We start from the raw sequence: 12,822 nt of genomic DNA, 5'->3' as shown, positions 1-12,822 counted from the left end.
CATCCTGAATATACGCACGACGCGCTTAAGCGCAGTGTATAGCCAAGCCCAACGATTGAATCCGCACAGCAATATTTTTGGACGATTTACCGCACAAACCCGTCATTACGTCAGATTGGCGCAACAACGGGTGAGCGAGTGCTCGCTGCCTACAACAAGACCATATTGTCGCGATGGATCAGCTCGGGGCCTTCGACGAAACCCAGGATGCGTTCGATTTCGGTCGACGAATGGCGCATGATGCGCCGCACTTCGCTGCTGGCGTAGTTGGTCAGTCCGCGCGCCAGCGGCTTGCCCGTGTCGTCGACGCAGGTGACCACCTGCCCACGGCCGAATTCGCCCTTGACGGCGATGACGCCGATCGGCAGCAGCGACTTGCCTTCGCGCGTGAGCTTGATTGCCGCACCGGCGTCGATGACGACTTCACCGGCCGTATGCAGATGGTCGACCATCCACTGCCGGCGCGCCGTCAGGCGGCCGGTCGGGGCCAGCAATTGCGTGCCGATTGCTTCGCCACCCGCCAGGCGCGTCAGGACATCCGGCTCGCGCCCCCAGGCGATCACGGTATGCGCGCCGGAACGCGCGGCGCGCTTGGCTGCCAGCACCTTGGTCAGCATGCCGCCGCTGCCGATGCTGCTGCCGGCGCCGCCCGCCATGCTCTCCAGTGCCACGTCGCCGGCCTGGGCGTGCGCAATCAGGCGCGCATCGGGGTTCTTGCGCGGGTCGGCCGAGTACAAGCCGGGCTGGTCGGTGAGGATGACGAGCGCATCGGCCTCGATCAGGTTGGCGACCAGCGCACCGAGCGTGTCGTTGTCGCCGAACTTGATTTCGTCGGTGACGACGGTATCGTTCTCGTTGATGATCGGCACCACCTTCAGGCGCAGCAGGGTGGTCAGCGTTGAGCGCGCGTTCAGGTAGCGTTCGCGGTCGGCCAGGTCGGCATGCGTTAGCAGCACCTGGGCCGTCTGCACGCCGTGCGCGCGAAAGCTCGTTTCATAGATTTGCGCCAGGCCCATCTGGCCACAGGCAGCGCATGCCTGCAGTTCGTGGATGTCGTGCGGACGCTTGGCAAAGCCCAGGCGCAGCATGCCTTCGGCAATGGCGCCCGAGCTGACCAGGACGACGTCCTTGCCAAGGGCGCGCAGCGCGGCAATCTGGGATGCCCAGCGGGCAATGGCGGTATGGTCCAGCCCCCTGCCCTCGTCGGTGACGAGGGAGGAGCCGACCTTGACGATGATGCGGGAAGCTTGCTGGAGGGCGGAGTTCATGGCGACAGGAATTTTCCCCGCGGTCGCAATGCGAGCAGGGAAAGTCCTGCCAGCAGTTCAACCGCGCAGACAGCGAATAAGACCCCCGTGGGCAAGCCGATGGCGAAGGCCGCGGCAAGGCGGCCGGCCGGCTGGGCCAGGAGGAACAAGGCAGTCAGGTCGCCCAGGATCGGCTGGTCGCCGTGCCTGGCCGCCAACAGCGCCAGTCCCGCGGTAGCGAGACGGACGCCCACATAGATGGCGTAAAACTGGCTGTAGCCATTCACGCCAACGAGAAACAGGCCCATCGCCGACGCAATACGGTCGGGATCGAGCAATGCCGCCAGCGCGGCCAGCGAACTGACGGTCGCGACCAGCTGCAGCAGCTGGCCACGCAGCCAGGCGCGCGACCAGATCAGGGTCTGAGGAGCGCTGCCGGCCAAGGGTCAGTCTTCGAGGATCTTGAAGCGTGGATCGTCCGGATCGATCGAGGAAATGCCGCGCGCTTCTTCGGTCATCGCGGTTTCTTCGGCGCGGTGCTCGGCGTGGCGCTTTTCTTCCAGGTGCAGGTAGATCGCGTTGATCAGTTCCTGGCAGCCTTCGCGGTTCAGCGCCGAAATCTCGAACACCGGGCCCTTCCAGGCCAGGCGCTTGATCATGTCCTTGACGCGCTTCTTGCGCTCGGCTTCGTCGAGCACGTCGAGCTTGTTGAGCACGAGCCAGCGTGGCTTGTTCAGCAGCTCTTCATCGTACTTTTCGAGTTCCTTGATCAGGGCCTTGGCTTCCTTGACCGGATCGATGTTGGCTTCGAACGACGACAGGTCGACGATGTGCAGCAGCAAGCCAGTGCGCGCCAGGTGACGCAGGAACTGGTGACCCAGGCCCGCGCCTTCGGCGGCGCCTTCGATCAGGCCCGGAATGTCGGCCACAACAAAGCTTTTCTCGTGCGACACGCGCACCACGCCCAGATTCGGGTGCAGGGTGGTGAACGGGTAATCGGCAATCTTCGGGCGCGCGTTCGAAACGGCGGTGATGAAGGTCGATTTGCCGGCGTTCGGCATGCCAAGCAGGCCCACGTCCGCCAGGACTTTCAGTTCCAGGCGCAACGTGCGACGCTCGCCTTCCTTGCCTTCGGTCTTTTGACGCGGGGCGCGGTTGGTCGAACTTTTAAAGTGGATATTGCCCCAGCCGCCCTCGCCGCCTTTGGCGAGCAGTTCGGTCTGGCCATGTTCGGTCAGGTCGGCAATGATTTCGCCATTGACATCGTCGATGATGAGCGTGCCAACCGGCATGCGCATATAGATGTCTTCGGCGCCCTTGCCGTAGCAATCCGAGCCGCGGCCCGGTTCGCCGTGCTTGCCGGTGTGGACTTTCGAATAGCGAAAGTCGACCAGCGTATTGACGTTGCGGTCGGCAACCACAAAGATCGAGCTGCCCGTGCCGCCATCGCCGCCGTCGGGACCGCCAAATGGGCGGAACTTTTCGCGCCGGAACGAGGCGCATCCGTTGCCGCCGTCGCCTCCGATGACTTCAATTTTTGCTTCGTCGATAAACTTCATGATTGTGACCGCTTAAAAACTAAAAAGGCCCTACCGTGGGCAGAGCCTTTCGATGGAAGGCTTGCGCCTCGCAAAGAAGCGCCGCTCGAAAGCGGCGCGAAACGCGCAATTACGCTGCGACTGCTTCCGCTGCTTCGTTAGCAACGACGGTCACGAATTGCTTCGAGCCCACGCCTTGCTTGACGAACTTGACGGTGCCAGTGACCAGCGCGAACAGGGTGTGATCCTTGCCCGTACCGACGCCGGTGCCGGCGCGCACTGGGGTGCCGCGCTGACGAATGATGATGCCGCCGGCATTGACTGCCTGGCCGCCGTAGACTTTCACGCCAAGGCGCTTGCTTTCTGAGTCACGGCCGTTGCGGGTAGTACCGCCGCCTTTTTTGTGTGCCATTTATTTACTCCTGGATGACGTTGCTGGGAACCGGAACGGGGATTAGCCGTTGATCGAAACGATCTGGATTTCGGTGAAGTTTTGGCGATGGCCCATACGCTTCTGGTAGTGCTTACGACGACGCATCTTGAAGATACGCACTTTGTCGTGGCGACCCTGCGAAACCACTTTCACCAGCACCGTTGCACCTTCGACCAGCGGAGCACCAAACTTGATGCTTTCGCCTTCGCCGAGGGCGAGGACCTGATCGATCGTGAGTTCGGAACCAATGTCTGCCGGTATCTGTTCTACTTTAAGTTTTTCACCAGCGACAACTTTGTATTGCTTGCCACCGGTTTTTATGACCGCGTACATGATTTGAAACCTCATCAAATGTTAAAAGAACCCCTCGGCGCGTCGTCCTGCGCTTGTAACGCTGAACTATTCTTAAGCCGGGGAACAGAGGATTATACATAAGTGCGCGCACTGCGTCAAAAGCATTCGACGCCCTGTTCACGGCACGGGCCGCTGCCAGCGGCAGCCTGAAGCGCCGTACGGCGAATGCATCCCCGTCAGCCCGACGGTTACCCCTCCCATGACGTATAATCGCCCCACTCTTATAGTTAACCCAACGCTCACGCAGGTCAGCCTTGTCAGCCGCTACCCAACACGCCCAACAGAACACCATCGTCCAGTCGATCGCGCCCGATATGGAGGCCGTCAACACGGTGATCCGCCAGCGGCTGCATTCCGAAGTCACGCTGGTCAACCAGATCGCCGAATACATCATCAGTGCCGGCGGCAAGCGCATCCGTCCGGTACTGGTGCTGCTGCTGGCCAATGCCTACGGCTACCGGGGCACCGCGCACCACGAGCTGGCCGCCGTCGTCGAATTCATTCACACCGCCACGCTGCTGCACGACGACGTCGTCGACGAATCGTCGATGCGCCGCGGCCGCCAGACCGCCAACGCGCTGTTCGGCAATGCCGCCTCGGTGCTGGTGGGCGACTTCCTCTACTCGCGCGCATTCCAGATGATGGTAGGCCTGGACAGCATGCGCATCATGCAGATCCTGTCCGACGCCACCAACGTGATCGCCGAAGGCGAAGTGCTGCAGCTGCTGAACATGCACGATCCGGACGTGACCGAAGCGAGCTACCTGCTCGTGATCCGCTCCAAGACCGCCAAGCTGTTCGAAGCCGCCGCCGAACTGGGCGCGCTGATCGCCGGCGCAAATGATGCACAGATCGCCGCCGCCGGTGAATACGGCCGCTCGCTGGGGACCGCGTTCCAGCTGATCGACGACGTGCTCGACTACGCCGGCGACGCCGCCGAGATCGGCAAGAACCTGGGGGACGACCTGCGCGAAGGCAAGCCGACCCTGCCCCTGATCTGGCTGATGGAGCACGGCACGCAAGAGCAGCGTGAACTGGTGCGCAGCTGCATCGAGCAAGGCGACGAAGCGCAATTCGACGCCGTGCTGGCCGCCGTAACAACGAGCGGCGCGCTCGATTACACGCGGGCGCAGGCCGAACAGGCAGCGCGCCGGGCGTCCGAAGCCATTGCCGGCTTGCCCGACAGCGTGTTCAAGAACAGCCTGCTGCAACTGAGCAGCTTCGCCGTTGACAGGAACCACTAAGCGCTTTTATATTACGACCATCCCGGGGTGCTTGTACGTACATCCCGAACCGTCGGGGTGTAGCTTAGCCCGGTAGAGCGCTACGTTCGGGACGTAGAGGCCGGAGGTTCGAATCCTCTCACCCCGACCAGACAACTGAAAGCCAGACCGGCAAACCGGCCTGGCTTTTTTGTTGCCCGCCTTTCGGCATCAGGCCGGGATACTGCTGACGCTGCTTATGGCGCGACGCCGACCGTATGCTGCAGATTGTTGAAGCCGGTCGACGCTTCCCACGTGTTGCTGTTGGCCAGCTGGATCGCATACTCCGGGCGATCGCGCAGCGACGCCTGTGGATCCGGCAGGTTCAGCAGCACCGCATACGAACCGGCAACCATATTCGCCGGCAACGCCACGGTCTGGTTGATCGTCACGGTCTGGTTCGACAGCCAATGGCGTGGATCGGTTGCCAGCTTGACGCGGTAGCTTGCGCCGCTCGCCGTGTTGCGGAATACGAGTTCCACGTCACGGCTGTTGAATGGCGCCGACCAGCCCTCGTTCTGCAGCTGCAGGTTGACGACGAAGCCGCCACCCGGTTTCGCCGTGCGCGAGAACGCGCCGCTCTTGAGCACGAAGCGGTAACCCAGCTTCTGCTTGACCTGGGTGAAGCAGCCCTGCGTTTTCCAGTTGTTCAGCACCGTCGTGTTGTAATCCAGGTTCAGGTACGACCAATGGAAGCGGCCCATCTCGGCAAGCGCGGTGGGGCAATCGCTGCGTGGCGGCGCGTAGTTGCAGGTCTCCCCACCCGATGGGACGTAGTTGGTTTCGGCGGCCAGGTACGGGAACTCCACCGATGGATTGATATAGGTGCCGTAGTCCGACGCGTTGGACAGGAAGCAATCGTTGTGGTGGCCCAGGCGCGCCTTGGCCGAACCGTTGTAGGCCTCGCTGGCGGTCAGTGCGGTCGGGGTGTAGAGCTTGGTCTTGAACAGCGGCATGCGCAACTGCACCATGCGTTCGGCCGGCACCACTTGCAGCAGTTTGTCGACCACCGATTTGCGGTCGGCAATGTTCTTGGCGGTCATATTGTAGCTGTCGCCATAGTTGTTGGTGTTGCCCCACTCGCCCCACGCACCGATCAGGCCGGCCTGCACGACGGCGATGATGTCCTTGTTGGCCGTCAGGTACGGTGCCAGCTGCGTCAGGTGGGTGTTGACCATCGCCGGGGTCGCATCGACCGGCGAGTTGTTGTCGTTGTAGGCGAACCGGACGATGGCTTTCAGGCCAGCCTTGCGCACCGTGTCCATTTGTTGCTGGAACAGATTGAGCGTGGACTGGCTGATCGGCGCGTTGACGAAGCTGCGCAGATAGAACACGCACAGCATCAGCGATTCGCCGCCCGAGGTGCGGAAGCTCGTCAGTTGCGACTGGCTCAGCGGTGTTTCGCAGCCGACATGGCGATAGAAGCCGCGCTCCGGGTTGGTGATGACGGCGGTGCTGGCGGTGTAGTTCACCGGAACCGTGGTGCCCGGCGCGGGTGACGGCGTCGGGGTTGGCGTCGGGGTTGGCGTTGGTGTCGGCGTTGGCGTTGGCGTTGGCGTTGGCGTTGGCGTTGGCGTTGGCGTTGGCGTCGGCGTCGGCGTTGGTGTTGGCGTTGGCGTCGGCGTCGGCGTTGGTGTTGGCGTCGGCGTCGGGGTCGGGGTCGGCGTCGACTTGATGATCGACAGGCTCAGGATTGGCGAGCGCTGTGCCGGCGGATCGGTCTGGGTAATGACGCTGATGTCAGTGGCGCTGCCGAGATCGGCACGCGTCACGGTCATCGTCGCCTCGTTGTTTGCCAGGGCATACGGGACGGTTTTGACGAACGTCCAGCCCCATGCGCCGTTGCTGCCGCTGTAGCGGTACAGGCGGCCGTTCTCGATCAGGAAGCCGGCGCCGACGCCATTGAATCCGTAGCCGGTGGTGGTGACGGCGTCGTTATCGATGAATACGCGCACCCAGGACGGCGTGCCGGCATAACGGATGCGGATGCTGACATTGGTGCCATCGCTGCTTGCGGTCGTCGGACCGGCCGTGACGAGCGCCGACGCCATGGGCGCAGCGGCAGCAGTCGACAGCAGCAACGGGCTGGAAATGAGTCCGGCGCACAGCAGTGCGAGGCCGATGGGACGGCGGATGGAAGGGATGGAAGGGGTGGAAATGCGGTGAATCTGTGGCATTTGATACTCGCTTTATAAAAAAATCCAACAACCGGCGCGTGACGATCCAGCCGCCGCTTGCAGCACAAGTGGCAGGGAGCATCCGCAGACAAAGAGCGTGACAATCCCGCTGCAGCCCGAATGGGCATGCAGGGACATCCGCAGGACTTGCTGAAAGGACTAGCTGGATCGACTGGCGATCAGCTAGTGGCGGGGAAGCGCGGATCAGGCGCTTGGGTGGTCAACTGGCGACGAGAAGACGGATTGGTCTCCTTGCTACATGACGCGAAGAAGCTCACACAGAAATCCCCTGCTGGGTTTTCCGTGACTACGACGACGTGCTATCGATCATGGCATCTCCTAATTTCCTGGAATCACTAAATCGTTTGAGTTTCCTCAAAGCGATTGGTTCCAAGAATTAAAAAAAAATTTCCTGAAAAAATGTTCTGGAGTTTGCGTTATGGCAAACCAACCACGTGCTTTGGCTCGCAAAAGTTCCGCTCCAACGTTTGGCGTGTGTCAAAAAAGTACCTCTTAAAAATGCACACACTGACGTTGGAGATGCCTCGCGCCAATAAGTTCCCAAAATATTTTTCTTTGGGAAAACTGAGACGATGCAACATCGCGACATGGGGACGTAACGGAACCGCCGCATGGCGGCGGCGGGTAAAGGATCGACCAGGCGGGGGAACAACAGAGGGGTGGTACGGCTTGCGGATCGTCAGGACACTGGGTAGATCATTCTGCAACGACGTCAACGGCAGCATCGACGCCCTGCACGCACGTCGACGCGGTGAACACCGCTTCCCACATGCGCGATATTTTCACCATCGAGAACCGCTCGCGCGCATCGACGGCACGCTGCGCGAAGCCTGCCCTTGCGTGAGCGTCGCACATCAGGCGATCCAGTGCCGATGCCATGCCATCGGCATCGCCTGGCGCCACCAGCAGGCCATCGATCCCGTGACGGATGATGTCGCGCGGGCCGGTGTCGCAGTCAAAGCTCACCGCTGGCACGCCATGCGCCATGGCTTCGACCAGCGTGTTCGGGAAACCCTCGAAATGCGAACTCATCGCGTAGAGACTGGCCTCGGCGTACCAATCGCCGATATTGCCGACGCTGCCGGGCAGGAACACGCGCTGCGCCAGTGCGCCAGCGCGCACCTGCGCCGCCAGCGCAGCGCGCTGCGGCCCCTCGCCCAGGATGACGAGATCCCAGTCCGGGTGTGCGGTTGCCAGCCGGGCAAAGATGGCAATCAGCGTCGTGAAATTCTTCTCGTCGCTGAGCCGGCCGACACCGAGCAGGATCTGCCGGCCGGGCGCACAGGCGATTGCGGGGCTGACCTGCGGCGCATGCTGCGATAACGGCCACGCCACCGGGTTCGGAATCACGGGAACGCACCTGGCATGGGAATGGCGTTCCAGCCAGTGCGCGCATTCGTGGGTCAGCGCGACGACAGCGTGCAAATGGCCATAAGCGTGACGCCGCAACGTTTCCCAGATCGGGCCCATCGGCGCCTTGGGTGGAAAATTGTGCTCGGAACCGACCGTCCGCACACCGGGTAGTCCGTGCGCGGCCAACGCCAGCACGACATTGGCCGTGTGCATGGCGGACAAGGCCACAGTGGGTTGCACGTCACGCAGTACCCGGCGCAGCGCACACGCGCGCCGGGCCGTGCGCACGACACCGGCCAGCACGCCGCCACCGCGGCCAGTGAGGTCGAGGCAGCGGCGCCCGACGCCGGGATCCAGCACATAGAAGTCACGCGCCCGGGGCGCCACGGTCACCACCGTGACGGCCCAGCCCAGCGACGTCCAGTGGTTGGCCAGGTTCGCGACCACACGCTCGGCGCCACCATTTTCGAGGGAGTGAATATAGATCAGCAAGCGCATCGTCATGCCTCCGCGTTCATCGCACCAGCAGCCGCATGTGGCCGGAACGCGCCTGCTGCGCCAGATGACGATCGAGGCAGACCGTGCCGGCGGCGGTGCTCGCCGATGGATTGGCCACGACGCGGCCGTCGAACTCGCCGGTGATCGCGCCGTGCAGCGCGATCGCATCCCACACCCGGGTAGTGGTTGCCTTGACGAAGCGGGCTTCGTGGTCGAACAGGAACAGGATCGTGGCGGCGCCGGCATTCACGAGGTGGACCGTGGCGTCGATATTGCGCATCGCGCCGTCAGGCTCGTCGCCCTGGTGATAGAAGTGCACGTAGCTGTCGTGGATGGGCTGGCCGAAGGCTGCGAGCGTGACCCGCACGTTTTCCACATTGCCCACGCTCGCGCCACCGCAGATCAGCGCGATCAATCCATTGCTGCCGGGCCAATGCGCCGTACTGGACACGGTCATCCGGATGTCGGCATTGCGCAGCGCGGAGGCGATGATGCCCCGGCGCACGTTGTGGCACACCAGATCGACATCGACGTTTTCCCTGATAAAACTGGCGCCGACCCCGTAATACGCCTGGCGTACTTCGCCGTGCACCCGGATATTCGACAGAAAGCGCTGGGTGGCAGCATTGTTATGCGACGAGAGCAGACTCACGACCCGTTCGGCGTAACAATCGACCAGCGTGAAGCCGCGGCTCGGCCGGTCCGCCTGCAGCCCGACGCACACCATGCCGCGCCAGTCCGGCCGGGGATCAAAGCCAGCATCGGTAAAACTGGCGCCGGCAATCGTGACGTTCTGGAAATTGAAAAAGTAAAACAGATTGGGCACGACATTGGCTGCCGTCGTGACCGTAAACAGGGCCCCGTACGCCGAGATGGCAATGTCGCGCGCATCGCGGCACAGGACAAGCGTGGCGGCGTCGGCGCAGGGACCGAAATCGTAGACGCCGCGCGGGACGAACAGGGTGCCGCCGCCCTGCCCCGCAAGATCGGCCAGCGCATGGCGAAACGCCCGCACCAGTGCGGCGGCGCGCGCGCCAGGCACACCACCGTAGTCGGCCAGGCTGACGGTGGCCGGCGGCACCATGGCCGCCTTGATACCGCCCAGCCGGCTACGCCGTGGCTGGCTTCCCGTGGCATCGCCAAGCGGGGCTGGCAACAACGCCGCCGCCGCGCCCAGGGCGACGCCACGCAGCAGCAAGTGACGCCGCTTTGCTGAGCGGCTCCTCAACTGGACAGCATGCAGGCACGGCGTCATTTGCGGCGCTGTAACAGGTAGAACGCCCTGGACACGAGGCGCGCCCAGGGCGCCTGCTTGTGCCTGTGCACCAGATGCTTGGCCGATCGCATGGCGGCAGCGAGCGCGACGCCAGTCGCATGACCGATATGGCGCAGCTGCTTTGCAGATGAACGGTAGATATGTACTTCGTCCATGTCGAACGGCACGCCCAGCAAGCGCTCCTTGAAGGCGAACACGCCCCCGCCCAGATAGAACCTGGTTCCACCGCGCACGATGCTTTCGCAGATCGTCAGGTAGACGCACAGTTTGCCGAGCCCGAATTTTTCATACTGCGGGTCGTACCCCATGGCGTCGCCGAAGAAGCTGGTGCCCACCTGGTAGTTGACGGAGCCGGCGCAGAGGCGGCCATCGATCAGGATCACGTGCACGAACCCGCACCGCCTGGCCAGCCGGACAAGCCGCGCCACGTCGTAGAAAAACACGGCGCCGCCGGCATTGATCTTTCGTTCGCTCAGCGCCACGATCGCCCGGATATGGTCTTCGTCGATCTCGTCGTTGACGAAAAAAAGCGACTGGAACGACGGGAAGTGGCGCCGGATACCATTGCGGCCCTGGTGGATGCTGGCGCGCGTGGACTTGCCGATGCGCGCCGTATAGGCCTCGGGCGTGGCGGGCAGCGTGATGACATAGCTGCTCTTGGCCCGGTATTGTTGCACCGGGAACGGGAGCGCACGCGCCGGGGTCTTGAGCGCCTTGAAGCTGATCAAGTCGATCTGCGGGAAATGCGTGAAGACATACGCCACGAAGCGCGTCATCTCGGCCTGCCCGATCTCGATCATTTCGTTGATGACGTCGATCCGGTGACCGCTGAACGTGAACAGCAGGACCGTGCTGGGCGCGCCGGCAGACCGGGCCAGGTAGCAGCTGGCATCTTCGATCGACCTGAACACCGTAAAGAACGCCAGGGACGAATGCAGCGACGCGTAGGTCGTCACCAGCGCTTCTTCGACACCGGCCGGAACCTGCCCGACGTGGCACGTGATGCTGTCGGCAGGGGAACTCAATGCGCTTGCATGCATGCCGGCTGCTCCTGTTGGGGATTGAGCGCGCTGAAACCACAACGCGCCAGGCTGTCGTTGAGTTCAGCGCTCAGGCTGCCCTGGTAGTAGATCGCCGATTGCGGGTCGCGGCGCCGGATGTCCTGCACGACACCGTCGATAAAGGCATCGACCAGATCGGCCTGCATGCACTGCCGATGCACGTATAAACCAGACAGGACCACGGCCGCGCCTGCCGCATCGCTTCTCGCCCAGCACAACAGCGCCAGCCGGTTGTCCCGGACCAGACTGTAGACATGCTCGGCGCGCTCCATCCGCTTCATGACCGTGTTCATGAACGCGCAGTACGCCCAGCCGGTATCGCCGGCGTCAAATTGCAGCACGTCGGGCACGCTGTCGCGGGACGGCAATAGCGTGCCTCGGCCTGCGCCTGTGCGGGCAGGCCCGGGTCGAAGGATGCGGGAGACAGCTTCGGGGCGTATGCGGCGCTGCCCCCATCTGGCGGCGAGGCTTGCCGGGCGCCACGTGCGGACGCGTTGCACGATGGCGCGCAGGTCGTGGTGACGCCAGCCGGCCCTGGTCGCCAGTGCCCTGGCAGCATCGGTCAGGCGCTGGCGCGCCGCTGTCAGCAGCAAGCTGCGCAGGTTACGGTGGACCGTCAGTGCCCGGACGTGATCGTGGCCCGTCGCAAAATGCTCCTTGTAGCCGTCGCCACCCGGCGTCAGGTCGAGCAACGGCATCTGCTGCGCCGCGAGATGCACGCCCAGCATGGCCAGCAGCAGGTTGCCTGGTGAGTGCGCGGCCGTGGCCGGGTGATAGGTATTGATCCCAAGGTGTACCGCGCGGCCTGCGCTCAGCAGGCCGATGTGGGAGGCGGCAACTTCGCCGTCCACCGTCAGGACCGTCACGTGCAGCAGCCCGCGCCGATGCAGCGCGATGTAAAACCGTTTTTTTGCCGCATCGAGCGCGAACGGCCTTGCGCGGTACAGGGCCGCCTGCCTGAAGTCGTACTGGTCGCAGATGGTATCGACCACCCGCAAAAAATGGTCATGCCCGGTGATCTGCTCGAAGCCCACGGCGCCAAGCCGGCCCAGGCGATTGACGTTCTGCCGGTGATTTTTCTTGTTGCGCTGCCGGTTCATCGCGACCGGATCGATCTGCATCAGTGGCCGGCGTACGCTGCGCAGCGTGCACCACCGGCCTGCAGCGCGCGCGTCGTCGCGCCACGCATCGAGCCAGGACAACGGCGTGCCGGCCGGCAGGTAACGCAGCGCAAGATCGGCACGCGGCAGATGCGCGCGGATGGCGTGCAGCGCCGCCGTGATGAACGCTGCGCCAGCGTCAGGTGCCTGTAGCCAGCACTGGTATTCGGCGTGGCGTTCGCCGGCGCCAGCAATACGTCGCCCCTTCTCGTCCAGTGCCAGCGACAGCAGGCCGACCAGGGCGCCTTCGTTTGTTTCCTGGACGACGACCACGGGCATGAACAGCGCCTTGTACAAGTCATACCACGGCACGACAAAATCCGGATGCTGGCATGCCGTGGCCCAGGGGCAGGCGGCATGCAGCGCCAGCCATCCCGCCACGAACGCCTGCGCGCGGACGTGCTCCAGTGCGGCCTCGCCGGTCAGTAATCGCAGCGTCATG

The 12,822-nt window shown here is 63.3% G+C and carries 11 protein-coding genes and 1 tRNA gene; 2 read left to right on the top strand and 10 right to left on the bottom strand.

Annotated features, from left to right (window positions below):
* Nucleotides 1–149: 149 nt before the first annotated feature.
* The 5 genes from proB to rplU all read right to left on the bottom strand — a co-directional run bounded on the left by proB (nucleotide 150) and on the right by rplU (nucleotide 3,551).
* Nucleotides 150–1,268, bottom strand: coding sequence for a glutamate 5-kinase (gene proB / locus AC56LN_RS15730; protein WP_499573053.1), 1,119 nt, complete (start codon nucleotides 1,266–1,268; stop codon nucleotides 150–152).
* Complete coding sequence (locus AC56LN_RS15725) at nucleotides 1,265–1,690, bottom strand: hypothetical protein (protein ID WP_482897624.1); 426 nt, start codon at nucleotides 1,688–1,690, stop codon at nucleotides 1,265–1,267. The genes proB and AC56LN_RS15725 overlap by 4 nt, the downstream gene beginning before the upstream one ends.
* A 3-nt stretch (nucleotides 1,691–1,693) precedes the next feature.
* On the bottom strand, nucleotides 1,694–2,806 hold the full coding sequence (gene cgtA / locus AC56LN_RS15720) for an Obg family GTPase CgtA (protein ID WP_183549345.1): 1,113 nt from the start codon (nucleotides 2,804–2,806) through the stop codon (nucleotides 1,694–1,696).
* A 109-nt stretch (nucleotides 2,807–2,915) separates the two neighbouring features.
* Nucleotides 2,916–3,197, bottom strand: a complete 282-nt coding sequence (gene rpmA, locus AC56LN_RS15715) for a 50S ribosomal protein L27 (RefSeq protein ID WP_183549343.1) — start codon at nucleotides 3,195–3,197, stop codon at nucleotides 2,916–2,918.
* A gap of 42 nt (nucleotides 3,198–3,239) precedes the next feature.
* A complete protein-coding gene (rplU, locus tag AC56LN_RS15710; protein ID WP_183549341.1) occupies nucleotides 3,240–3,551 on the bottom strand; it encodes a 50S ribosomal protein L21 in 312 nt (103 codons plus the stop codon).
* Nucleotides 3,552–3,886: 335 nt separating this feature from the next.
* On the opposite strand from rplU, the gene ispB reads away from it, so the two are divergent.
* Both ispB and AC56LN_RS15700 read left to right on the top strand, forming a co-directional pair.
* Nucleotides 3,887–4,816, top strand: a complete 930-nt coding sequence (ispB, locus tag AC56LN_RS15705; RefSeq protein ID WP_499573305.1) for an octaprenyl diphosphate synthase — start codon at nucleotides 3,887–3,889, stop codon at nucleotides 4,814–4,816.
* A gap of 53 nt (nucleotides 4,817–4,869) precedes the next feature.
* A tRNA-Pro gene (locus tag AC56LN_RS15700) sits at nucleotides 4,870–4,946 on the top strand.
* Between the two features lie 85 nt (nucleotides 4,947–5,031).
* Here AC56LN_RS15700 and AC56LN_RS15695 read toward each other — a convergent pair.
* From AC56LN_RS15695 to AC56LN_RS15675, 5 genes are all read right to left on the bottom strand, one after another.
* The gene (locus AC56LN_RS15695) at nucleotides 5,032–7,011 is read right to left on the bottom strand and encodes a DUF4832 domain-containing protein (RefSeq protein ID WP_499573050.1); all 1,980 of its coding nucleotides are present in this window, start codon (nucleotides 7,009–7,011) and stop codon (nucleotides 5,032–5,034) included.
* 717 nt (nucleotides 7,012–7,728) lie between these two features.
* The gene (locus tag AC56LN_RS15690) at nucleotides 7,729–8,889 is read right to left on the bottom strand and encodes a glycosyltransferase family 4 protein (protein WP_499573048.1); all 1,161 of its coding nucleotides are present in this window, start codon (nucleotides 8,887–8,889) and stop codon (nucleotides 7,729–7,731) included.
* A 10-nt stretch (nucleotides 8,890–8,899) separates the two neighbouring features.
* Nucleotides 8,900–10,081, bottom strand: coding sequence for a hypothetical protein (locus AC56LN_RS15685; protein WP_499573046.1), 1,182 nt, complete (start codon nucleotides 10,079–10,081; stop codon nucleotides 8,900–8,902).
* A gap of 53 nt (nucleotides 10,082–10,134) precedes the next feature.
* Entirely contained in the window at nucleotides 10,135–11,199 is a 1,065-nt protein-coding gene (locus AC56LN_RS15680; RefSeq protein ID WP_499573044.1) for a GNAT family N-acetyltransferase, read from the bottom strand.
* Complete coding sequence (locus AC56LN_RS15675) at nucleotides 11,181–12,821, bottom strand: GNAT family N-acetyltransferase (protein ID WP_499573043.1); 1,641 nt, start codon at nucleotides 12,819–12,821, stop codon at nucleotides 11,181–11,183. The genes AC56LN_RS15680 and AC56LN_RS15675 overlap by 19 nt, the downstream gene beginning before the upstream one ends.
* Between the last annotated feature and the right edge of the window lies 1 nt (nucleotide 12,822).

The organism is Telluria sp. ZT3P26 (genome assembly GCF_059686035.1).
This window is presented reverse-complemented; position numbering and strand designations above follow the sequence as displayed.

What these genes read in the sequence shown, in the direction of transcription:
- rpmA (WP_183549343.1), bottom strand. Translation starts at nt 3,197, where the DNA reads ATGGCACACAAAAAAGGCGGCGGTACTACCCGCAACGGCCGTGACTCA.
- AC56LN_RS15675 (WP_499573043.1), bottom strand. Translation starts at nt 12,821, where the DNA reads ATGACGCTGCGATTACTGACCGGCGAGGCCGCACTGGAGCACGTCCGC.
- proB (WP_499573053.1), bottom strand. Translation starts at nt 1,268, where the DNA reads ATGAACTCCGCCCTCCAGCAAGCTTCCCGCATCATCGTCAAGGTCGGC.
- AC56LN_RS15695 (WP_499573050.1), bottom strand. Translation starts at nt 7,011, where the DNA reads ATGCCACAGATTCACCGCATTTCCACCCCTTCCATCCCTTCCATCCGC.
- ispB (WP_499573305.1), top strand. Translation starts at nt 3,887, where the DNA reads ATGGAGGCCGTCAACACGGTGATCCGCCAGCGGCTGCATTCCGAAGTC.
- AC56LN_RS15690 (WP_499573048.1), bottom strand. Translation starts at nt 8,889, where the DNA reads ATGACGATGCGCTTGCTGATCTATATTCACTCCCTCGAAAATGGTGGC.
- cgtA (WP_183549345.1), bottom strand. Translation starts at nt 2,806, where the DNA reads ATGAAGTTTATCGACGAAGCAAAAATTGAAGTCATCGGAGGCGACGGC.
- AC56LN_RS15680 (WP_499573044.1), bottom strand. Translation starts at nt 11,199, where the DNA reads ATGCATGCAAGCGCATTGAGTTCCCCTGCCGACAGCATCACGTGCCAC.
- rplU (WP_183549341.1), bottom strand. Translation starts at nt 3,551, where the DNA reads ATGTACGCGGTCATAAAAACCGGTGGCAAGCAATACAAAGTTGTCGCT.